This is a genomic window from Kaistella soli (genome assembly GCF_019038595.1).
Classification (GTDB): Bacteria; Bacteroidota; Bacteroidia; order Flavobacteriales; family Weeksellaceae; genus Kaistella; species Kaistella soli.
Map to the genome: position 1 here is coordinate 425,219 of NZ_JAHOPF010000003.1, position 24,202 is coordinate 449,420.

Consider the following 24,202-nt stretch of genomic DNA (forward strand, 5'->3'; position numbering starts at 1 on the left):
TGTCAGGTGTTTTTTTTATCTTTAATTAAAATTTAAGAGATGAAAAAATTATATGTTTTTATACTGATGAGCCTTTTCTGTCAACAGTTTTTTGCTCAGGGAAATTCAGAAAATAAAGGCTTAATTGAAAAAGAAACCGGCAGATATCAGCGGATGATCGATTTTAATGTGAATCCCAACACCTTAAATTATAATCTTAAGTACCAAAGAATGGAGGTGTATCTGGATCCTGCAGTGTTGCAGATTTCAGGTTCTGTAACATCACATTTCCTTGCTAATGCAGATATGTCGGCGATTTATTTTGATCTGACTGATCTTCTTCCAGTTTCTCAGGTTGTTTATCACGGTACAAACCTTCCTTTTCAGCAGCTTTCAACCAAAGAACTTAAAATTGATTTTCCTTCCTCCGTTCCTGCTAATACACTGGATTCTCTGACGGTTCATTATTCCGGTGTGCCGGATAATTCAGGAAGAACTTCTTTTTACATGGGAACCCATAACGGAAGTCCAGTGCTGGCAACGCTTTCCGAGCCATATGGAGCGCAGAATTGGTTTCCGACAAAGCAGAGCATGAATGATAAAATTGACCGTTTCGATTTTAAAATTACCACTCCCGACCAATACAGTGTGGCTTCGAACGGAAAATTAATGTCGGAAACGTTGCTTGCCGGAGGTAAAAAGCTTACTTTCTGGCGGACGCAATATCCTATGGCTGCATATCTGGCGGCGTTTTCAATTGGGGTTTTCAACAAAACAAATGATATAATTGGGAATCCTCCGTTTCCTTATGTGAACTATCTCTATACCGATACTGCGGCAAACCCGGAGATCGTCAGTAATCTGGAGTGGACCAAAACTGCCATGTCAGTTTTCGAAAATCATTTTGGTCCTTATCCTTTTTCAGCAGAAAAGTACGGTCACATGGAATTTGCAGTGAATGGTGCGGCAATGGAGCATCAAACCATGTCATCTATGAATTCTTTCGCAAAATCTACCATTGCGCATGAACTGGCGCACCAATGGTTTGGCGACAAAATAACCTGTGGTGCGTGGAATGATGCTTGGCTCAATGAAGGTTTTGCCACTTTTGGTGAACATCTGATCAATGAGAAAAATCTGATGACCCATACGGAATTTATGAATTACCTTGTTAACCATCTCAGTATTATCACAAGTCTTCCAAACGGCAGTATTTACGTAAAAGACAGTGATTTGGGGAATATTGGTGCGGTTTTCAGCGGCAGGCTTACCTATATTAAAGGCGGATATGTTTTACGAATGATTAAATGGATTTTGGGTGATGATGTTTTTTATCAAATGATGAAAGATTATACTTCCAATCCCGCATTTGCTTATCAGTACGCGAAAACCGAAGATTTTAAAAATCAGATTCTTATTTCTACCGGAAAAGATCTTACGGGATTTTTCAATGACTGGATTTATGGACAGGGATATCCGACTTATACGATTAAATGGAATCAGCCCATCGCCAATCAGAATATCCGGTTTGAGGTTTCGCAAATACAAAGCGATCCTTCCGTTTCTTTTTTCGAGATGCCGTTACCTGTAAAAGTGACGGGAACCAACGGAGAAACGGCGTATCTGGTTTTAGACAATAATTCCAATAATCAGTCGTTTTCTAAACCTCTGAATTTTCAGGCAGCTAATGTGGAGTTTAATTATGACTATCAGATTATTGAGAAGAATTCTACGGTTGCTTTTGATCCTGCTTTAGGAACCCAATCTGTCAGGAAAGAAGACGTAATTCTGTTTCCTAATCCGGTAAAAAATGAACTGTATTTGAAAGGAATTCTTAAAATTACTGAGTATGAAATCTATTCTGCAGACGGTAAACTCGTAAAAAAAGAAAAATATGATACACGTAATTCCGTTAATGTTTCCCAATTAATCCCAGGAATTTATATAATCAAAATTAACGGAGAGAATCTAAAATTCATTAAAGAATAAAATTAACCGGCAGGAAAAACTTTTTAAAGAATTTACCCTTCCAGCTCATATTCGTTATAGTGACCGATAAACTTTACTTCTGCTCCGAATAAGCGCAGTTCTTCCAGCGCGTTTTCTGACAGAACGGGATGCCATTCGCTTGCTACATTGATGAAGAAAAAATAATTGCCAAGGCCTTTTTTCATTGTGCGGCTTTCAATTTTGGAGAGGTTCATTTTCCGCCATGCAAAAACGGAAAGAACCTGATGCAGACCGCCGGCATGATCTTCAGGAAGCGTTACCAGAAGAGAGGTTTTTTCAGAAGTTTTAGGGAAATTTAGTTTCAGGATGTTTTTGTTTTTAGAAATCACAATGAACTTGGTGTGATTCTGTTCAAAATCCTGAATATTTCCACGGATAACTTTCAACCCGTATAGTTTCGCAGCATAGGAATTTGCGATTGCAGCCCATTTTTCCTCGGGATTTTCGGAAACCAGTTTCGCCGCAGCGGCTGTGGAGCTGTAATCCTGAGTTTCTGTGTTTTTGAAATGATCAAACCTGAAGTGGAATGTCTGCGCCAAAGCCTGAGGATGAGAAATCACTTTACTGAAATCTTCATTGTCCGGATGAATCATTAAATGATGGGAAATAGGCATTACTGCTTCAGTTTCGATGAAGATGTCTTCGAAATCATACAGATAATCCAGTGTCATAGAGACCGTTCCTTCAATCGAATTTTCAAGCGGAACAACAGCTTTTTCCACTTCACCGTCTTTTACAGCATTGAAGCAGTCTAAAATACTTGATTGCGGAATGAGTTCATGATCGGGAAAAATCTGAGAACACGCCAGCTGTGTAAAACTCGCCTGCGGACCGAGGAATGCTATTTTCATTCAGCAAAAATAGAAAAGCCGTTGATAACAAAAGCTTTTTCAATGTTTATTTTTTGTAATTATTCAGATTTAAATATTTCAGAACGTTCCGAAATTCCATTATTATTAAATGCTTCGATCTGGAAATAATAGGCATCAGTGCGGTCGGCTCCGGTAAAGAAATACTCATTTTTACCGTAAACCATGATGCTTCCGTATAATTTATCCGGAGTTTTTCCGAAATAGATCATGTAGCCGTCCGCATTTTGGTTTTGCTTCCATTTCATCCAGATGCTTCTTCTTTCGCCGAATTTTTTCGGATCTGCACGAAGCGGAACGAAATTTTCTACTTTCGCGGGTTTTTCTCCGGCACCTTTTCCAAAAACTCTGAAACCGCTCAGTGCGAATTTTCCGGTTGGCATTTTCAGGTTTTCCATTTTTAAATATCGTGCTTTAGCAGGCTTCTCCAGCTCAACATAATCATGGGGAACATCTGTGGTATTCTTGCTTTTGTCAATTAAAACTTTCCAGTTCTTACCGTCATTGGAACTGTAAATCTTGTACTGATGCATTTTTCCTAACGTTTTTCCCATAAATTCAGCATCCTGGTCTGCGTAATTAATCTGAACCGCGTTAATGGTAGAAATTTCTCCCAAATCAGTCTGGAACCATTCTCCAGAATTTCCTGTTTTAGCCGACCAATATGTTTTGATGTCCTCGTCTACCGCAAAATTGGACTGGTAGCCGCCTAAAGTGGAAGAAGCAGCGACCGGTTTCTGGTAATTAAGAAGCATCCATCCGGTAAATAAACCTTTGGTGAAGTCTTTTCCCTGGGCGTATTCAGGAATGAAAGTAGGGTAGTCGCCGTAGGCTGTATTGCTGTACATGACGTCATCTTTGTCGAAGCCTGCAGGCCAGATTCCGAGCCGTCGTTCGAAATTGTTTTTTACCGAAATAAAAATGGTGGAAACGTGCCAGTAATTTCCGTAATTATCTTGAAAAGTTGCTCCATGTCCTGCACCTCTCGCAAAACCGCCGGGTTTATATGAGAAAGGATTGTGCTGCTGATATTCATAACCTTCTAAAGGGTTTTTGGAAACATAGACACCGTCCGCATATCCGCTGAATTCGGTTGCCGGTGCGCCGTACTGCATGTAGTATTTTCCGTTGTGCTTGGTAACCCAAGCGCCTTCTACAAAAGGCTGCAGAAAAACATTGTCGTTGTATTCTCCAAATCTTTCCCAGCCGTGATCTTCAGGCTTCAGTCTGAGAATAGGCTTTACGTAGCCTTCAGACTGCAGGTTTTTTACTTTTACCTCGGTTCCCAAAAGCGGCCACTCGTTGCTTGATCCCCAATATAAATAGAGTTTGTTTTTATCTTCGTCGTAATGAAATGCAGGATCCCATGCTCCGACTTTTAACGTATCGACGGCAATTTTCCAGTCGTCTTTTTTAGGGTTTGTAGATTTCCAGATCGGGAAATCGGATTCCCAGGTAGAGCCGTAAACGTAGAGGGTATCTTTCATGGCCCACACCGCAGGTGCGTTCAGGTCGTGAGTATATTTATCGTCGCGGAGAAATTTTCTGTAAATAAATTTCCAGTGCAGCATGTCATCGCTGTGCCAGTAACCTTCCTGATTCGTGGAGAAAAGATAAAGTTCCTTTTTAAAATTCACGATTACCGGATCTGCTGTAGCACGGTGTTTTCCCTGGCTGGAGAATACTTTGAAAGGTGTATAGCCGTAATCGATATTGATTGGGTTGCAATAGGTTTTTTGCTGAGCAAAGCAAAGATTAATCATCAGTAAAAACAATGCAGAAAAGGAAAAATGGGTTTTCATAAAGAGATTTTTTTGGAAAAAAGTAAAGTTATGAACTTAAATTGAGATAATAGAAAGCGGTGTTCAGCAAAAAATCCGTACAGCGAGTACGGATTTCTATGGGAAATGAAAAAAAAATTATTCGGTTAAGCTTTTATTTCAGCATTCATGCCCTGCTGTATATTTCCTTTGGAAACAGAAATTTCGGGCATTGCATAAATATGAGATTTAGCTCTCAATGCTACGATTTTTTTGATGTACTCTAAATCTTTTGCCTCTTCAAGGGTCATGTCCTGAAACTCGTACATTTTTACGACATCATTCTTACGGAATGATTTTTTCACACTTGTCAGTTCTTCCTCGTTACGGACAGAAACGCTGGTGATCAGTTTATCCTCCTGTTGCGCGTTCTCCGGCTGTAAACCTAAAAGTTTTTTCCAGAAATTCTGTTTCTGTTCTGCAGAACTGTTTCTGTTTGTTTTGTAAATAATATAATCTTCGTTTCTGATTCCCGATTGTTCTAATCCTTCAGAAACTTCTTTTGCGTTTTCCTGACTAGGAAATAATCCAACGATCGTGTAATTCATCTTGATGTTTTTTATGTTGTTAAATTCTTTGCAAATATACTTCTAAAATATTTGGAAAAAGTTAAAAAACAACAAATTGGTAAAAAATTGATAAAAATCATGAAAATAATTATGAATTAAATAATATGAAGCAAATAATATGGGTCGAATAAAAATTTTAAAATTTAGCGCTCATTATTTAAAATAAATCTGACTGAAATTTTGCTGCTGTTTAATATTAAATAACTTTGCGGATTTAATACCAATATGATCATGAATGTCCTTTTAGCTTCCACTTCCACGCTTTTCGGCGGAAATTATCTAGAATATCTCACCGGCGAAATCAAAAATCTTTTTGAAGGAATAGACGAAATAATTTTCATTCCTTTTGCAAGACCCGGCGGAATTTCACACGAAGAATATACTGCAAAGGCGCGAGAATTTTTTGCACAGCTTGGGATTAAGGTAAAAGGTTTGCATGAGTTTGATGATAAATCAGCGGCGGTAAATTCTGCAAAGGGATTTTTCACAGGTGGCGGCAATACCTTTCTTTTGGTGAAAACCCTGCATGAAGAAAATCTGATGCAGCTTCTGAAAGAAAATGTAGAAAAAGGGAAACCTTATCTCGGATGCAGTGCCGGATCCAATATCGGCGGACTGAATATGAAAACCACCAACGATATGCCTATTGTTTATCCGCCAAGTTTTGAATGTATGGGCTTGGTTCCTTTCAATATCAATCCGCATTATCTTGATCCCAATCCGGATCTGCATCATAATGGCGAAACCAGGGAAACGCGAATTAAAGAATTTTTAACTCAAAACGACACCAAAGTGATCGGGCTTCGCGAAGGAAACTGGATCCGGAAGATTGGCAGCAAAATTACAGTCGAAGGAAATGAGCTGACCCGGATTTTCGAAAAAGACAAAGAACCGTATGAAATAAATCCCGGAACGGAGCTTTAAATTTATTTATGCCAGCTTTTTTCAATGATATTCATTAAAAAATCAGGACATTTCACCACTTTATTGGTTTTTGCATCAAGAAAAAACAGTGTGGTTTTGGCTTCCGTGATTTTCTGTTTAGAACTGTTATAAATTTCATATTCAAACTCGATCCGCACGCCGGGAATTTTTTTGATGTAAGTGTGAATCTCCAGAATCTGATCATACAAAGCAGGCTTCAAATACTTAATGCTGAACTCCGAAACAGGTAACCATATGCCCTGATTTTCAATCTCATCATACGGAATTCCCAGCTCGCGAAACAGCTCCACTCTGGCCACTTCAAAATACTCTGCGTAGTTTCCGTAGTAAACATATTTCATGGGATCGGTTTCGCTGTAACGTACTCGTATTGAGTGTGTTGTGTGTATCATAACAGTTTTAAAATAGTCATACAAATATATTTTTTAATAATCAATAGCACAAAAATTTTTTTAAGAAATTTAAAAATTCGATATTTGTCTTCCTGTCCAAAATCACAATTTGCCGGAAAAAATCGCTGAACAAAAATGAATGAAAATTTAACTCTTATTTGGGAGAAGTGTCTACAGTTCATGAGGGATAACCTCAATGCAGCAGAAGACAATACTGACCTTAAAAAACTCGAAAACTCTTTTGATTTACTCTTCGATAATGTGCGCCCGGTATCACTGGTAAGCAATAACCTTACACTTTTGGTGCCCAGCGATTTTTATAAAGAATATATTGAGGACAATTACCTGTCTTTACTTTCGGCTGCACTGAAGAAGAATTTAGGAAAAGGCGTTAAGCTTTGGTATTCCGTTATGGAAAATAAGCCAAGCGGACAGGAACAGCCCATTACTATGAATGTTAAAGGTAAAAGTATTCCGACCCCAAAGGTTCAGGAGACTTTGCCGCCGTCATTTTCAGCAAACCTGATCAATCCTTTTGTGGTTCCGGGAATGAAGAAAGTAAATATTGATTCAAACCTGAAAGCCGATTTTTCTTTTGACAATTATGTAGAAGGAGAAAGCAATAAATTTGCTTCTACCGTTGCAAAATCTATTGCGAAAAGACCTGGTGCAACCGCTTTTAATCCGCTGTTTTTATACGGAGGTTACGGAGTTGGGAAAACCCACTTAGGACATGCTGTTGGTTTGGAAGTAAAAAATGCTTATCCGGACAAAGTTGTTCTGTATTTATCTTCAGAAAAATTCATCCAGCAATTCGTTTCAGCGGCGAAAGCACACAAGCAGACAGAGTTTGCGAATTTTTACCAAATGGTGGATGTTCTGATTATTGATGATATTCAGTTCCTTTCGGGAAAAAAATCTACTCAGGACAGTTTCTTCCATATTTTTGATTATCTGCACCAGAACGGAAAACAGATTATCCTTACTTCCGATAAAGCGCCGGTGGATATTCTTGATATTCAGGACAGAATTGTTTCCCGTTTCAAGTGGGGACTTTCTGCAGAAATCAAATCTCCGGATTTCGATACCAGAAGAAAAATTATCGTTGACAAATTAAGCCGCGACGGAATCGTTTTAACGGAAGATATGCTTGATTTCCTTGCATCTGAAGTAAAAACCAACGTCCGGGAACTGATCGGAGTTATCAACTCGGTGATTGCATATTCTACGATTTATAAATCTGAATTAAGCCTTGAACTTTTAAAGGAAACCATTAATAAAATCGCGGCCAACCAGAAAAAAGTGATCAATATTCCTTATATTCAGGATGTGGTTTGCGAGTATTTCGGAATTCAGAGAGAGCAGCTTTTGTCAAAAACCCGAAAAAGAGAAATTGCTTTGCCAAGACAGTTAGCGATGTATTTTGCCAAAGAATTCACCAACGCTACTTTCACTAAAATCGGTGAAGAAATGGGCGGAAAAGATCACTCCACGGTAATGTACGCTTGTGATACGATAAAAGATGTTTCAAAAATTGATAAAGAACTGAAAAAATACGTGAAAGAACTTACCGAGAAAATTAAACAGTAAGTCCAGATACAATTTAAAATATAAAATGAAGAATAGCAATATTCTTCATTTTTCGTAATATTGCCCAACGCTCTAAACTAAAATTCATGAAAATATTAGTCGTATGTCTCGGAAATATCTGCAGAAGCCCGCTTGCAGCAGGTATTCTGAAATCCAAACTTCCTGAAAGTTTTATCATCGATTCCGCCGGAACAATTTCTCAGCACGAAGGTGAACATCCGGACAAACGCGCCATTGCCACTGCTAAAAGTAACGGTATTGATATTTCAAAACAGCGCTCCAGACCTATCAGTAAGAAAGATTTTGAAGAATTTGATAAGATCTACTGCATGGATGTGAGTGTTTATGAAGATGTGATTTCGATGGCGAAAAATGATGAGCAGCGAAGCAAGGTTTCCCTGTTTTTAGAAGAAGCAGAAATTCCGGTCAACAACTATGAAGTTTTTGATCCTTACTGGAGCGAAATGGACGGTTTTGAAGAAGTTTATCAGCTTCTGAATGATGCTTCTGAAAAAATAAAAACTAAACTTTTAACTCCTAATTCATAAACGCGCATGCTTTTCCTAATTCCTGCTTATCTGTCAGAAAATTCGCCCATAGAATATTTCGCGCCTTCAATCAAAGAATTCATTATTAAAACCGATTATTTCTTTGTAGAAAATGAAAAAACCGCAAGAAAAGTGATTAAGTTTTTCGCGCCAGAAAAAAAACAGGCCGATCTTAAGCTTTTTTTGCTTGACAAATATTCCACAAATGTTGATTTAAAAGAAGCCCAGAAACTGATGAAAAGCGGTCAGGATTTTGGTTTGCTTTCTGAAGCAGGGCTTCCCTGCATTGCAGATCCCGGAAATGTGATGGTGAAATGGAGTCATGAAAACAACATCAAAGTCATTCCGGTTAACGGGCCTTCGTCGATTATTCTTGCTTTAATTTCGAGTGGATTTAACGGACAGGAATTTACGTTCCACGGTTATCTGCCGATTGATAAAACCGAGAAGAAAGCGAAGATTCATTTTCTGGAAAATCAGGTTCAGAAAACCGGTTATACGCAGATATTTATGGAAACTCCTTACCGCAACAATCCTCTTTTTGAAGATCTCTGCAGATTTCTTTCTCCCAATACCAAACTCTGTATTGCTGCAAATATTAATGATCCTGAAAACGAATTCATCAAAACTTTGAGTATTAAAGAATGGCAGAAAAACAAGCCCGAACTCCATAAAATTCCGGCGGTTTTCGTTCTCGGGAAATAAAGTTTAACTTCCTTTAACAGCCGATTTGCACTATTGTTGACGCTGGTAGAGGAAATTAAATTATCATGTCAGACAAAAAATTAGCGGGTCTTTGGCTTGACCAGAGCAAAGCAGTAGTAGTAAAGAATCACGACGCACAGAACGCTTTTAAATTTTTCCTCTGTTCGCCCTTAAAAGCGACAGTTCAGCACGGAAATTCCAGTGAGAATGCTGAAAACAATGCGGAACAGACCAATAAAGCAAAATATTTTAAAGAGATTTCACATCTTTTAACGAATTCTGAGGAGGTTTACGTTACCGGTCCGGGAAAAATTCAGGAAGAATTTAAAGCTTATCTGCATGATACAGCGCAGTTTAAAAATCTGAAAATCACCTTGGATACCGCGCAGCACATGAGTGATGAGGAAGTTTTGGAGACAGTGAAAAAACATTTTGGGGAATAATATAATTCATTTAAGTTGTTCTCGCCCGGTTTAATACTTAATGCCGATTTTTTTCAGAATAAAATGCAAAAGCCAAACCGGACCGATAAGCAGAAACTGCAGATCTTTCAGGAAACTCGGTTTCTTGCCTTCAATTTTATGGCCGTAAAACTGGCCAATCCATGACAGGATAAAAACAGCCACAAAAACAATCCAGGACCGGTGTTCAAACTGAGCATTTACAAAATACACCAAATGTTCCAATAAAAACATCAGAACGATCATCATTAAAGCGATGCGCCATGATAATCTGAAATAGAACACGCTCACTAGAAATATCGCAATCAAAGAAACGATGCTTATTGCTCCGAAATATCTCACAAAGAAATGCGGTGCAGGAATGAGAGATATAAATCCTAATATTGACCAGAAGATTAAGGGTACACAAATCCAGTGGATGGTTTTATTGGTGTGGTTCTGGTGGCTTTCGGCATATTCGGCAAAGAGCTGATCTATTTTTCTCATGATATTCACGGTTTTTATCGGTGATTAAAAATAAAAAAAGATTTTGAGATATTTCAAAATCTTTTTTCATGATGAAGGCGCCGGAAAATGAAGGCGCCGAAGGCAAGTTCTTAAGGTTTTATCCGATTTCTATTCCGTTTTCTACGGTTTCATCAGGCGTTACAAAAACTAATTTTCCCTCTGAATTATTTGTTAAAAGCAACATTCCCTGAGATTCGATGCCGCGGATTTTTCTGGGCGCAAGGTTCAGTAAGATCATCACCTGTTTGCCGACACATTCTTCCGGGGTAAAACTTTCAGCAACTCCAGATACTACAGTTCTTACATCAACACCAGTGTCTACAGAGAATTTCAGCAGTTTGTCTGCTTTTTCCACTTTTTCTGCCGTAAGGATGGTTGCGGTTCTTAAGTCTATTTTCGTAAAATCATCAAACTGAATTTCGTCTTTCATAGGGTTTGCTTTAGGATTGGTTTTTTTGTTGCTCTGCTTTGTGTTTTCCAGTTTTTGAATCTGGAAATCAATCGTTTCATCTTCAATTTTTGAAAATAACAGTTCGGCAGGATTAATTTGGTGACCGGTTTTAATCAAAACTTTTTCATTCTGAATTTCTTTCCAGCTGAGTTGGGAAACATTAAACATTTTCTGCAGTTTTCCAGCGCTGAACGGCATGAACGGCTCGCAGACCTGTGCCAAACCGACAGCAATCTGTGCAGCGACAAATAATGAACCCGCAGCCTTTTCAGGATTGTCTTTAATGGTTTTCCAAGGTTCCTCGGTCTGTAAATACTGATTTCCGAATCGTGCCAAATTCATCATTGCAGACAAAGCGTTTCTGAATTCAAAATTCTCAAGGAAGTTTTCGATTTCGTTGGCTGCTTTTGTAATCTCATTTAATTCAGCAGCGTTTTCGTCTCCTGCCGGAACAACTCCGTCGTAATATTTATGGATAAGAACGGCTACTCTGTTGATGAAATTTCCGAAAATCCCAACCAACTCAGAATTGTTTTTAGTCTGAAAATCTTTCCATGTAAAATTATTGTCTTTGGTTTCGGGAGCTGAAGAAAGGAGCGCATAACGCAAAACATCCTGCTGTCCAGGGAATTCTTCAACATATTCGTGTGCCCATACCGCCCAGTTTCGGGAAGTGGAAATTTTATCATTCTCAAGATTTAAAAACTCAAAAGCCGGTACATTAGTCGGCATGATATAATCGCCGTGTGCTTTCATCATCGCGGGGAAAATAATACAGTGGAACACAATATTGTCTTTCCCGATAAAATGAATCAGATCTGAATTTTCATTCTGCCAGTAATCTTTCCAGTTTTTACCGTTTTTTTCGGCCCATTCCTGAGTGAAAGAGATATAACCGATTGGCGCGTCAAACCAAACATATAATACTTTACCTTCTGCATCAGGCAAAGGAACCGGAACTCCCCAGTTTAAATCTCGGGTCATTGCGCGCGGTTTCAGACCGTCATTCAGCCACGATTTTACCTGCCCGTAAACATTGGGTTTCCAGTCGTTTTTATGGCCTTCTATAATCCATTCGTTCAGGAAATTTTCATAATCGTTTAAAGGCAGATACCAGTTTTTGGTTTCCTTTAAAACAGGAATATTACCGCTTAACATCGATTTTGGATTGATCAGTTCGGACGGCGAAAGGGTAGAGCCGCATTTTTCGCACTGGTCGCCGTAAGCGTTATCGTTGCCACAGTTGGGGCAGGTTCCCACGATATATCGGTCTGCCAGAAATTCACCGGCCTGTTCGTCGAAATACTGTTCTGAAACTTCTTCAGTAAATTTGTCTTTATTATAAAGAGTGGAAAAGAAATCCTGACTTGCTTCGTAATGTTTTTTGGAAGTAGTTCTGGAGTATTCGTCGAAAGAAATGCCAAGATCGCTGAAAGATTTCTTAATGATTCCGTGGTATTTGTCAACAATATCCTGAGGAGTTACACCTTCCTTTTTTGCACGGATGGTAATAGGAATACCGTGCTCATCCGATCCGCAAATAAATGCCACGTCTTTTCCCTGTCTCCGCTGAAATCTTGCATATACATCCGCAGGAATATATACTCCTGCCAAATGACCGATATGAACCGGACCGTTTGCGTAAGGTAAAGCGGCCGTAATCATCTTTCTTTCTGACATAATTTATCTCTTATTTGTGCAAAGATACGTGTTATGACGCTTAATTGAAAATTAATGAAGATGAATAATCGGCATGAAGTGTGCCCGAAAAGGGGGTGTCAAATGGCAGAAACGATAAACAAATGTTTAACTTTTTGTTAAAGTTTAAACACTCACAGGTGAGACAATGTGTTTTTTAAGTAATTGATTGTTAAGTAATTAAGTAGTTGCTGATCTTTTAATATATGATTTTTCTCAGATAAAATTAACATTTTTAGTAAAATATTAATACTGTTTGAATTTTTGATTAAATTGCAATGCTTCTCAGGTAGAAGTTGTTATGTATTGAATATTAATCCTAAATTTAAATTTTGTGAGAAACTATACTACAGTTTTGAAAATTGCGCCGGCCTTCCTATTATTAGCTGGTACAATGTTGCACGCACAAACAACAGATTCAGTTAAGACTGCCAATATTGAGCAGGTTGTATTGATTGGTTACGGAAAGCAGAAGAAGGCTGATCTTACGGGATCTATTTCTTCTATTTCATCCAAAGATTTTAACGGCGGAGCTTCTTCTCCGGCGCAGCTGATTCAGGGAAAAACGCCTGGGGTTTCCATTACAGGAAACAGTGGAGCGCCGGGCGCAGGTTCTTCTATCCGTATCCGTGGGATCGGATCTTTGGCAGGCTCACAGTCCCCACTTATCGTTATTGATGGTGTACCACAGGATTTCAACGGTATTTCCGGAGCTTCAGATCCGTTGTCACTGATTAACCCGAATGATATCGAAACTTTCGATATCCTTAAAGATGCTTCTGCGACTGCAATTTATGGGAACAGAGCGTCTAACGGGGTTATTCTCATTACGACTAAAAGAGGTTCCGCAGGGAAGTTTAAGGTGAATTTTTCAACGCTGGCTTCTGTATCCACCAAAATGAAAAATAATGATGTTTTGGGCGCTGATGAGTTCCGCAATTTTGTTAATGCCCATGCAAGTGAAGCATACAAAGCGAAACTGGGAAATGCGGATACCAACTGGCAGGATTTAATTTATCAGGCAGCCTGGGGAACCGACAATAATGTTGCCTTATCAGGCGGTATTAAAAATTTGCCTTACCGTTTGTCTTTGGGATATAATGAACAAAACGGTATCGTAAAAACCAATTCATTTAAAAGAACCTCTTTGGGCTTAAATTTAACGCCAAAATTCTTGGATAACCATTTGGCGGTAACCGTTAACGCAAAAGGAACCTTTACTGATAACCGTTTTGTACCGGGCGGTGTAATAGGTGATGCTATTAATTTTGATCCCACACAGCCAGTGTACTCGGGTAATTCTAATTATGCCGGCTACTATGAATGGCTTTTGAATGGGGGACTAAATGTTAACGGAAATCCAAACCCTGTCGCTAAACTGTATTCAACAAGAGATGTTTCTTCAATCTGGAGAGGTTTGGGAAATATTCAGTTAGATTATAAATTCCATTTTCTTCCGGATCTTCACTTTAATGTAAATGCAGGTTATGATTACACTAAATCTGAAGGTGCCAAAACAGAAGATGGAGCGTATAAAATTGCTTTTGCTGACAAAGGCCGTTACAGAAGCTATGCTCAGGAAAAGAAAAATAAGTTGCTGGAAACTTATTTAAGCTATACCAAAACCATCGAATCAATTAATACCAACGTTGATTTAGTTGGAGGTTATTCTTACCAGAATTTCTACAGAGAAGAGCCATATGCGCCGACATATAATGGTAATAATATACCTCCTAAAAACGGAAATGATTTTATAACAAGAAATGTACTATTGTCATATTACGGAAGAGGAATTTTTACTGTAGCCAATAAATACATTCTTTCAGCATCGGTAAGAAGAGATGGATCTTCAAGATTCTGGAACGGAGTTGATACCAAAAATCTTTACGGAACTTTCCCAGGTGTTTCAGCCGCATGGAAAATCAATGAAGAAGAATTCTTAAAAGGAAAAGGAATCAATACTCTGAAATTGCGTGCAGGTTGGGGTAAAACCGGTAACCAGGAAATTGGTGCTGGGGATTATCCTGCATTCTCTTCCTATAATTTAAGTGACGGAGGTGCGCAGTATTATTTAGGAGATTCTTATTATTTAATGTACAGACCCAATATTTTTAATCCTGAGTTGAAATGGGAGGTTACGACCACGAAGAATTTAGGTTTAGATTTTGGTTTTGCGAAGAACAGAGTCTTCGGATCTGTTGATATATTCCAAAAAACAGCGGATCAGTTATTAGTAGATTCGCCAATTGCTGCGGGAGATGTTTCGAATCATAATATCCTGAATATTGGTACGATGGATTCCAAAGGTATTGAAGGCTCCATTACCGTGGTTCCGGTAAAAACTGAAAATACCACATGGGATTTGTCATTCAATGCAACGCATTATAACTCCGAAATTACCAATCTTGTGGCCGGAGCTGATGATGCTTTTAACATACAGATTGGCGGTATTTCAGGTGGAGTAGGTAATACCATTCAGGCCCATTCGGTAGGTAACAAGCCATATGCATTCTTCGTGTTCCAGCAGGTTTATGATAACACAGGAAAGCCACTAGATGGAGTATATGTAGACAGAAACGGTGACGGAAAAATAAATGCTTCCGATAAATACTACTATAAATCAACCCAGCCGGATGCAATTTTAGGTTTCAATACCAAATTCACTCACAAAAACTGGGATGCAGGTTTAAGCGCAAGAGCTGTAATTGGTAATTACGTTTATAATAACGCCGCTTCCAACTCTTCATTACAGTCTGCTTCCACGAACGAATATTTACAGAATGTATATCAGACTGCTGTAGTTAACAATTTTGCGACACCTCAGTATTTCTCTGATCTGTTTGTAGAAAATGCATCATTCTTCCGACTTGATAATGTGAATTTAGGATATAACTTCAAAGATATTTTCGCTCCGGGATCCAGCCTTAGGGTTTATGCAATGGCGCAGAATGTATTTGTAGTCACTAAATATACAGGTGTTGATCCTGAAGTATTCGGCGGTATTGACAATGGTTATTACCAAATGCCAAAAGTGTATTCATTAGGCTTTAACTTTAATTTTTAATTGAGAAAAATGAAATCATATAGCACAAAATTAAAAACAATAATTACTGCAGCATCTGTTGTAATGCTATTTTCGGCGACTTCATGTATGAAAGATCTGGAGCAGACTCCGGTTGTAGATGTTACTGCTGAAACAATATACGGCAACTTTGCCAACTACCCGAATGCTCTGGCTAAATTATACGGAGGTTTTGCGCACGGAGGTAACGATGGTGGCGGAGGAAACGTAGATATCACAGGTATCGACGGTAACTTTTCCCAATACACAAGACAGCTTTTCACTTTGCAGGTACTTCCTACGGACGAAGCGGTAATTGCCTGGAATGATGGTACATTGCAGTCTATCCATAAAATGAACTGGGATTCTTCAAGTGAATTTGTTGCAGCATTTTATTACAGAATCTTTACTGAAATTGCTTTCTGTAATGATTTTCTGAGAAATACCACCGACGAAAAATTGGCGGCCAACAATATTACAGGTACTAACCTGGCAGAAGCTAAACAAATGAGAGCTGAAGCAAGGTATTTACGTGCGCTGGCTTATTACCACGCAATGGATTTGTTCGGAAATGTGCCTTTCCCGACGGAAGATAATATGCCAATCGGTTCTTCAACGCCTCCTCCAAGAATTACAAGAGCAGATTTGTTTAAGTTTGTAGAAGCTGAATTAAAAGCAATTGAAGGTGACCTGAAAGCACCTCGTGCAAGCTACGGAAGAGCTGACAAAGCTGCTGCGTGGTCGCTTTTGGCAAGGCTTTATCTGAATGCACAGGTTTATACCGGTACTGCAAGATATGCTGATTGTATTACTTACAGCAACAAGGTAATTGCAGCGGGTTACGGATTGAAGTCCAAATACACTGATTTATTCCGCGCTGATAACGACAAAAACAATCCGGAAGTTATTTTCCCAATTGTATTTGATGGCTTGAAAGCACAAACCTATGGTGGTACTACTTATCTGGTGCATGCCGCAGTAGGCGGAACTATGGATGCCAAACAGTTTGGAATTAACGGAGGATGGTCCGGTTTAAGAACCACCAAAGCTTATGTTAATCTATTTGGTGGAGCAGGTACAAGCGATACAAGAGGAAACTTTTATACTGAAAAACAGACTTTGGAAATTGATGATTTAGGGAACTTCTCTAACGGTTATGCTTTTGTGAAATACAAAAATTTAACAAGCACAGGCGAAGAAGGTTCTGACGGACCAACCAAAGGTTCAGGAAACTTTGTAGATACTGATATCGCGATGTTCCGTCTGGCTGATATTTATCTGATGTACGCTGAAGCAAACTTAAGAGGCGGCGGCGGTGATGCTGCAACAGCGCTTGGATATGTAAATGCAATCAGAACAAGAGCGGGTGCACTTCCGGTTGCTTCCATTAACTTAAACTTTATTCTTGATGAAAGAGGAAGAGAATTAGGTTGGGAAATGACCAGAAGAACAGATCTTATCAGATACGGTAAATTTACAACGGCTTCTTATCTGTGGCCTTGGAAAGGTGGCGTTAAAGACGGTCAGGCAGTAGAAGATTACAGAAATCTTTATCCGATTCCTGCCAAAGACATTATTGCCAACCCTAATTTAATTCAGAACACGGGTTATTAATTTTCAATCATTAATGAACAATAATACAATGAAACATAATATTATCAATGCATTTTTTGCATTACTGATTATCTTTGGGCTGTCCTCGTGTGACAACAGGGAAATAATTCAGGTAGAAAACAGCGCCGCACCGATTGTGATGAACCTGTCGGCAGAACATATTTTTCTGGACAAAAACTACCCTGACAATCCGGCTCTGAATGTAACATGGACACAGGCCGCGTATACCGTGCCTGTAGAAGTGGGTTACAGAATCGAAGCTTCAAAAACTGCAGATTTTAAAACTCCTTATACCTTAGGAACCGTATCAGAATCTGTAAGAACTGCTACTTATACCGTAAGCCAGTTAAATGCTGCTGCTCAAACCATCGGACTCATCAAAGATGTGGAAGGTAAAATGTTCATCAGAGTTATTTCATCTTTAGGGGTGAATCAGATGACAGCAGTTTCTAACGTAACATCAGTGATGGTTACTCCGTACGAATTGGAATATCCTACTTTCTATCTGGTGGGTGATGCTTCCTATGTAGGCTGGAATTCCGGAGTTGCGCAGCCGCTGTATAAGAAAGAAAACAAATCTTATATCTATACCTATATGAAACCTGATAATTTCAGATTCTTAGGTCAGCAGGCGTGGAGCCCGGTCAATTACAGTATTGACAACCCGGGCACAGATGCTGCAAACAGATACTTTAAACAGACATCAACAAATATTGCTTTTGCAGATCACGAAAACATGAAGTTTACTGATGCAGCTGGAATTTATTTACTGGAAATTAATGCGGACGGAGCAGTACAGTCTCTAACAGCAACAAAATCACCGTTAGGATACGATTATCCCAACCTTTATCTGGTAGGGACCATCAACGGCTGGAACGCAGGTGCTGCCATTCCAATGACGAAAATTTCTGAAGGTGTATTTGAATATACAACCGTTCTGGCGGATGCTACTGAGATCAAGTTTCTTGGCCAGCAGGATTTTGCCGCTTTAGAATGGGGGAACATTCTGAAAAACAACGATGGAAACTCAGGATTCTTAGGTCCAAAAGGAGATAATTCCAACATCAAATTTAATGGTGGCGGAAGTACTTATAAAATTACAGTAAACCTGAAAGCGGGAACTTACACATTAGTTAAACAATAAGTAAATAAACATGAAAAATATATTTAAAATTTTAGTGGTATTTATTTTACCATTGCTTTTAATCAACGCGTGTAGAGATGATGCGGACAAAAACTGGACTTCTCCTGAAGCCAACATTCATCTTTACAGTACGACGCTGAGCAGCAATACGCTCTATCCGTCGATGGCAAATAACAGTTTCAGATTAGCCTGGGATGCTCCTGCGGGAGCAACTGGAAATTACACAGTGCAGATTTCCACTACGCCTGATTTCAAAACACCTTTGGCTTTGGGAACAGCAACGGCTAACTCCTATACTACTACCATTGGAGCTCTTAATACTGCTCTTTTGCAGGCTGGATATTCGCCATATACACAAACCATGCTTTACATCAGAGTGATGTCGGGTACCAATGTGTCTAATGTAATTTCACTAGGAGTAACCCCTTATCCGGTTGCGAAACCGATTATAACAAGTCCTCTGGCGGGTACTGAATTTGTCCTGAATAAGCAGACCCCAGATGCACCCGTGGCTACAGTAAGCTGGAGCGATTATTCCACCTATGGAGTTGCTGTGAAATATCTGGTTGAAGTAGCAAAAAAAGGTCAGACCAATTTTGAGCCGGCAGGTACAGTTACCGATGCTAAATCTTTGGTATGGACACACAAGATGCTGAATGATGCAGTAACCAAATTGGGACTTCCTGCAAATGTTGCCGGAGAAGTAAGTATTAGAGTTACTGCCACAACAGTTTCTGCTGGTGGAACTATTACCAATATCTCCGACACAGTTACCGTCAAAGTAACACCTTATGTATCGTATATCAATCTATATATGGTAGGTGATGCTTCAGAGGCAGGCTGGGACAACAACAACAGTAATCAGCCGCTTTTCAGAGATCCGGTAGAAACCAATAAGTTTCATTTTTCAGGATATTTCAAGGCAGGAGCATTTAAATTGCTTGAAATGAAAGGCCAGTGGCAACCACAGTGGGGGCAAAACGGAGGTGTAGTTGCGGTAAACGACGGCTCTACTTCTGATCCCGATGTATTTTCAGTTGCATCTGCAGGATATTATTCCTTCACCATTGATACTGTGGCAAAAACATATTCTCTCGTTCCTTATACTCCTAATTCGGCAGTATATACTGTAATGGGAATTGTGGGTTCAGCCACTCCGAACGGATGGAATGCTCCGGATTCCAAAATGACGAGATCTGCTCTAGATCCTCATCTTTGGTCAGTGAAGAACCTTGCTTTAACGGTTGGGGAAATGAAATTCAGAGTAAATGACGACTGGGGAATAAATTGGGGATCCAATACACCGATTTCTGGCACTGGAGTAAGCGGAGGTGCAAACATTCCTGTAGAGGAAGCGGGAACTTACGATGTTTATTTTAATGACAGTGATGGAAGTTACTTATTGATTAAACAATAAAATTTTTATAATAATATTGATAAAGTGTCGCCGTGTGCGGCACTTTTTTTTACGCGAAAAAGCTGTATTTAGTACTGCTTTCTTCTTTTTTTTCTCTAAATTTATTGATTCGAAAAAATCATTATGAAAAATTTAAAAATCTCTGCGCTTTTCCTGTTGATGGGAAGTTTCGCGCTGAATGCACAGTCTTTAAAATCTCCCGACGGAAAATTCGAAATGAACTTTCAGCTGAAAAGCGGAGTTCCTTATTACAATCTTAAATACCAGGGAAAAACAGTTGTTGAAGATTCAAAATTGGGATTAAGACTTTTGAGAGACGGCGACATTCAATTTGCTTCCGAAATCGAAAATAAAGATCAGAAAGGAAAAAATCTTGACAGTGGTTTTACCAAAACGGATGAAAAATTCGATACCAAAAATGAAAGCTGGGATCCGATTTTAGGGGAGAAAAAATCCTACATCAATCATTACAATGAGCTTGCAGTTACGTTAAATCAGGACGCAAACGAAAGATATATCGTGCTAAAATTCCGTCTTTTCAATGACGGACTTGGATTCAGATACGAGTTTCCCCAGCAGAAAAACCTTAATTATTTTATCATCAAAGAAGAAGATTCCGAAATTGATTTGCCTACCGATATGAAAGCGTGGTGGCTTGCCGGCGATTACGATTCTCAGGAATATCAGACGCAGACCTCCAGTCTGTCAGAGGTTCCCGCAAAATGGCCAACTTCTTACGATGGAAATGCGTCGCAGTCTTTAATTAAAAATGCTGTTCAGACTCCTTTAATGCTAAAAAAAGAAGGAAAAGATCAGTTGTATGTCAATATTTCTGAGGCTGCCGTTATCAATTATCCGGCTTCCAATTTAGAGCTTGATGCAGCAAATTTCAAATTTAAAACGCATTTGACTCCTGATGCTCAGGGTGCGAAAGGTTATATACAGACGCCTGCCGTTTCACCTTGGCGAACCATTATCGTTTCTCCAAAAGCGGAAGGGGTTTTGGATTCGAAAATGATTTTTAACCTGAATGAACCCACGCAGTACAAAGACACTTCTTACATCAAGCCTACAAAATACATGGGTGTTTGGTGGGAAATGATCATCGGAAAATCGAACTGGTCGTATTCAACCGCCAATAATGTACATATCGGGAAAACAGATTTTTCTAAACTGACTCCGAACGGAAAGCACGCAGCCAATAATACCAAAGTGAAAGAATATATCGATTTCGCTTCTGCAAACGGTTTCGATGCTCTGTTGATTGAAGGCTGGAATACCGGCTGGGAAGATTGGTTCGGACATAGCAAAGAATTTGTTTTTGATTTCGTCACGCCTTATCCGGATTTCGATATAAAAATGCTCAATGATTATGCGCATTCCAAAAACATGAGATTGCTGATGCATCACGAAACTTCCGGTTCAGCAACCAATTATGAAAGATGGGCCGATGAAGCATTTAAGCTGATGAATAAATACGATTACAAATCGGTGAAAACCGGTTATGTAGGAAACATTATTCCCCGCGGTGAGCATCATTATTCTCAATGGATGATTAATCATTACTTAAGAATTGCTGAAAAAGCGAACGATTATAAAATCATGGTGAATTCTCACGAATCGGTTCGTCCGACCGGCTTAAGCAGAACCTATCCGAACTGGATCGCTGCAGAAGCTGCACGTGGAACAGAATTCGAAGCTTTCGGAGGAAATAATCCTGATCATCAGACCATTCTTCCTTTCACAAGATTTATGGGCGGGCCGATGGATTACACACCGGGAATCTTCCAGACCAAACTCGATTATTATTTCCCTGGCGATAAAAGATTTGTGAAAACAACGCTGGCAAAACAGTTGGCGCTTTATGTAGTGATGTATTCGCCGCTTCAGATGGCTGCAGATTTGCCGGAAAATTACGCGAGACACATGGACGCTTTCCAGTTCATCAAAGATGTTGCTTTAGACTGGGATGATACGAAGATCTTATCTGCTGAACCTGGCGATTATATTCACACCGCCAGAAAAGCGAAAGGTAAAGATGAGTGGTATATCGGCGGTATTACCGATGAAAATGCAAGAAATTACACGGTAGATTTCTCCTTCCTTCCAAAAGGCAAGAAATACGAAGCAACCGTTTATGCTGATGGCGATGATGCTGATTATATCAACAATCCGCAATCTTACAAAATTTACAGGAAAACAGTTACCAGCAAATCGAAACTGCCGATGAAACTCGTAAGAAGCGGTGGTTACGCGATTTCAGTGAAGCCTGTAAAATAATTTTAGGGGCTTTTTGGCAGTGTCAAAAAGCCTTTTTTATTTTTTATTTGAAGCTTTATCCCGCTGTCCGTTGTATCTTTTTTGGTGGCTTCGAGAGCCTCAGCCACCAAAAAAGGATGCCGCTTCCATCGGGGCTAGTTACAAAATACTGGAAATTGGCGCTCGCTTCGCTCGCGCCATCCAAATTTAACCTTTTCAAGGTTTTAAACCTTGAAAAGGTTCTTTCTAAAACTAATTATTATGAAAAAATTATCAGTAATTTTTCTGTTCATTTCCTTATTCGGCTTCGCCCAGATCCAGAAAGTGGAACCCGCATTCTGGTGGAAAGGAATGAAGAATCCGGAACTCCAGATTCTGGTGTACGGAAAAGACATCTCAAAATATTCGGTAGAATTATCCAATAATATTCAGGTCAAAGACCTTACAAAAACCGAAAACCCAAACTACGTTTTCATCACCGTAAATACGGATGAAATCAACACTTCTTCCTTTAAGATTAATTTTAAAGAAAAGAATAAAGTAAGATATTCTTACAATTACGAACTGAAGAACAGAAAACCCGGTTCCGCCGACAGAAATTCATTCACTTCAAAAGACGTATTGTATCTCATCATGCCGGACCGTTTTGCAAACGGTGACGAATCCAATGATTCCCAGAAAAACCTCACCGACAAACTCAACAGAAACGCACCAAATGGAAGACACGGCGGCGATCTGCGCGGGATCATCAATAATTTGGATTATCTGAAAAACCTTGGTGCAACAGCACTTTGGTTAACTCCGGCAAATGAAGACAACGAAAAACAGACTTCCTATCACGGTTATGCGCAGACCGATTTATACAAAATCGACGGCCGTTACGGAACCAACGAAGAATACGTGGAGCTTTCGCGCGAACTACAGAAACGCGGCATGATGCTCATTCAGGATTATGTGACCAATCACTGGGGAATTTCTCACTGGCTTATTCAGGATTTACCGACCAAAGACTGGATTCATCAGTTCGCGGATGGGGAAGGAAAGTACGGTTTCAAACGTTCCAATTACAGAACCACTTCACAGTTCGACACCAATGTAGCTGAAATAGACAAAAAAGAAGCTTTAAACGGCTGGTTCGATACCACGATGCCCGACTTAAATCAGAGCAATCCTTTGGTTTTAAAATATCTTACCCAAAACGCCATCTGGTGGATTGAATATGCTGAACTCGGCGGTTTACGCGTTGACACTTATCCGTACAACGACAAAGTAGCGATGGCAAAATGGGCAAAAGCAATTACTGATGAATATCCTAAATTCAATATTGTCGGCGAAGCCTGGATGTATAATCCCGCGCACGTTTCATATTGGCAGAAAGATTCTAAAATCGGTGAGATTGACGGCTACAATTCCAATCTTCCGTCAGTGATGGATTTTACGCTCTATACAGATCTTCCCGCAGCTTTGAAAGAAGAGGAGAGCTGGGACAAAGGAATGATCAAAATTTACAATTCCTTCGGCAACGATTTCCTGTATCCCGACATCAACAATATTCTGGTGTTTTTCGAAAATCACGATACAGAAAGATTAAACGAAATCTTCAACGGAGATTCGCACTATTACAAAATGGCTATGACATTGATCTCGACCGTACGTGGAATTCCGCAGATTTATTACGGGTCAGAAATCGGTATGCGTGGCGAAAAATCCAAAGGTGATGCCGATATCAGAAGAGATTTTCCGGGCGGCTGGAAAGGCGATCCGCAAAATGCTTTCAACACGGCAACCCAAACTGCAGAACAGAAAGATTTCCATGATTTTACCCAGAAAGTTTTAACCTGGAGAAAAGGCAAAGACGTGATCCACACCGGAAAAACAAAACATTACATGCCGAAAGACAAGGTGTATGTTTATTTCCGTTACAACGAGCCGGTTGGGACAAGTCGCGAATTGTCCAAAAAGAACACCACCAATGAAAAAGTAATGGTCGTAATCAACAACAACGAAAAAGAACAGACTTTCGATCTGAGCCGCTTTGCCGAGTCTTTAGACGGAGTTTCTGCCGGAAAGGATATTATTTCCGGAAAAGATTTTGTCGTGACTTCGAAAAATAAATTGACGGTTTCAGGAAAATCTTCTTTAATTTTAGAACTTAAATAATAA

General features: G+C 39.4%; 18 protein-coding genes. 12 read left to right on the forward strand and 6 right to left on the reverse strand.

Going from position 1 to position 24,202, the window contains the following annotated elements; genetic code table 11:
- Nucleotides 1-39 precede the first annotated feature (39 nt).
- A complete protein-coding gene (locus KSK37_RS07685; protein ID WP_217200568.1) occupies nt 40-1,968 on the forward strand; it encodes a M1 family metallopeptidase in 1,929 nt (642 codons plus the stop codon).
- 32 nt (nt 1,969-2,000) lie between these two features.
- On the opposite strand, the gene pheA is transcribed toward KSK37_RS07685, so the two are convergent.
- The 3 genes from pheA to KSK37_RS07700 form a co-directional block, all read right to left on the reverse strand.
- Complete coding sequence (gene pheA / locus KSK37_RS07690) at nt 2,001-2,840, reverse strand: prephenate dehydratase (protein ID WP_217200570.1); 840 nt, start codon at nt 2,838-2,840, stop codon at nt 2,001-2,003.
- A gap of 59 nt (nt 2,841-2,899) precedes the next feature.
- Nucleotides 2,900-4,660 carry a discoidin domain-containing protein gene (locus KSK37_RS07695; protein ID WP_217200572.1) on the reverse strand — a complete coding sequence of 587 codons (1,761 nt, stop codon included), beginning with the start codon at nt 4,658-4,660 and terminating at the stop codon, nt 2,900-2,902.
- 125 nt (nt 4,661-4,785) lie between these two features.
- Nucleotides 4,786-5,226 (reverse strand): hypothetical protein, encoded by a 441-nt coding sequence (locus tag KSK37_RS07700; protein ID WP_088359826.1) that lies wholly within the window; start codon nt 5,224-5,226, stop codon nt 4,786-4,788.
- A gap of 252 nt (nt 5,227-5,478) precedes the next feature.
- Here KSK37_RS07700 and pepE point away from each other — a divergent pair, with 252 nt between their 5' ends.
- A complete protein-coding gene (pepE, locus tag KSK37_RS07705) occupies nt 5,479-6,171 on the forward strand; it encodes a dipeptidase PepE (RefSeq protein WP_217200574.1) in 693 nt (230 codons plus the stop codon).
- 2 nt (nt 6,172-6,173) lie between these two features.
- Here the strand turns inward: pepE and KSK37_RS07710 are convergent, their stop codons facing one another.
- Complete coding sequence (locus KSK37_RS07710; protein WP_217200576.1) at nt 6,174-6,584, reverse strand: acyl-CoA thioesterase; 411 nt, start codon at nt 6,582-6,584, stop codon at nt 6,174-6,176.
- 135 nt (nt 6,585-6,719) lie between these two features.
- Here KSK37_RS07710 and dnaA point away from each other — a divergent pair, with 135 nt between their 5' ends.
- The 4 genes from dnaA to KSK37_RS07730 all read left to right on the forward strand — a co-directional run bounded on the left by dnaA (nt 6,720) and on the right by KSK37_RS07730 (nt 9,870).
- The gene (dnaA, locus tag KSK37_RS07715) at nt 6,720-8,174 is read left to right on the forward strand and encodes a chromosomal replication initiator protein DnaA (protein ID WP_088359828.1); all 1,455 of its coding nucleotides are present in this window, start codon (nt 6,720-6,722) and stop codon (nt 8,172-8,174) included.
- A gap of 86 nt (nt 8,175-8,260) precedes the next feature.
- Nucleotides 8,261-8,722, forward strand: coding sequence for a low molecular weight protein-tyrosine-phosphatase (locus KSK37_RS07720; RefSeq protein ID WP_217200578.1), 462 nt, complete (start codon nt 8,261-8,263; stop codon nt 8,720-8,722).
- 6 nt (nt 8,723-8,728) lie between these two features.
- A complete protein-coding gene (locus KSK37_RS07725; RefSeq protein ID WP_217200580.1) occupies nt 8,729-9,427 on the forward strand; it encodes an SAM-dependent methyltransferase in 699 nt (232 codons plus the stop codon).
- 65 nt (nt 9,428-9,492) lie between these two features.
- A complete protein-coding gene (locus tag KSK37_RS07730) occupies nt 9,493-9,870 on the forward strand; it encodes a hypothetical protein (RefSeq protein WP_217200582.1) in 378 nt (125 codons plus the stop codon).
- A gap of 30 nt (nt 9,871-9,900) precedes the next feature.
- On the opposite strand, the gene KSK37_RS07735 is transcribed toward KSK37_RS07730, so the two are convergent.
- Complete coding sequence (locus tag KSK37_RS07735) at nt 9,901-10,374, reverse strand: Mpo1 family 2-hydroxy fatty acid dioxygenase (RefSeq protein ID WP_088359832.1); 474 nt, start codon at nt 10,372-10,374, stop codon at nt 9,901-9,903.
- A 118-nt stretch (nt 10,375-10,492) separates the two neighbouring features.
- A complete protein-coding gene (gene metG, locus KSK37_RS07740) occupies nt 10,493-12,526 on the reverse strand; it encodes a methionine--tRNA ligase (RefSeq protein WP_217200584.1) in 2,034 nt (677 codons plus the stop codon).
- Between the two features lie 352 nt (nt 12,527-12,878).
- On the opposite strand from metG, the gene KSK37_RS07745 reads away from it, so the two are divergent.
- From KSK37_RS07745 to KSK37_RS07770, 6 genes are all read left to right on the forward strand, one after another.
- Nucleotides 12,879-15,608 (forward strand): SusC/RagA family TonB-linked outer membrane protein, encoded by a 2,730-nt coding sequence (locus tag KSK37_RS07745; protein ID WP_217200586.1) that lies wholly within the window; start codon nt 12,879-12,881, stop codon nt 15,606-15,608.
- 9 nt (nt 15,609-15,617) lie between these two features.
- On the forward strand, nt 15,618-17,219 hold the full coding sequence (locus tag KSK37_RS07750) for a RagB/SusD family nutrient uptake outer membrane protein (protein ID WP_217200587.1): 1,602 nt from the start codon (nt 15,618-15,620) through the stop codon (nt 17,217-17,219).
- Nucleotides 17,220-17,247: 28 nt separating this feature from the next.
- On the forward strand, nt 17,248-18,363 hold the full coding sequence (locus KSK37_RS07755; RefSeq protein ID WP_179209390.1) for a SusE domain-containing protein: 1,116 nt from the start codon (nt 17,248-17,250) through the stop codon (nt 18,361-18,363).
- A 10-nt stretch (nt 18,364-18,373) separates the two neighbouring features.
- Nucleotides 18,374-19,780, forward strand: a complete 1,407-nt coding sequence (locus KSK37_RS07760; protein ID WP_217200589.1) for a SusE domain-containing protein — start codon at nt 18,374-18,376, stop codon at nt 19,778-19,780.
- 123 nt (nt 19,781-19,903) lie between these two features.
- Nucleotides 19,904-22,060, forward strand: a complete 2,157-nt coding sequence (locus tag KSK37_RS07765; protein WP_217200591.1) for a glycoside hydrolase family 97 protein — start codon at nt 19,904-19,906, stop codon at nt 22,058-22,060.
- Between the two features lie 240 nt (nt 22,061-22,300).
- The gene (locus KSK37_RS07770) at nt 22,301-24,199 is read left to right on the forward strand and encodes a glycoside hydrolase family 13 protein (protein ID WP_217200593.1); all 1,899 of its coding nucleotides are present in this window, start codon (nt 22,301-22,303) and stop codon (nt 24,197-24,199) included.
- Nucleotides 24,200-24,202: the final 3 nt, after the last annotated feature.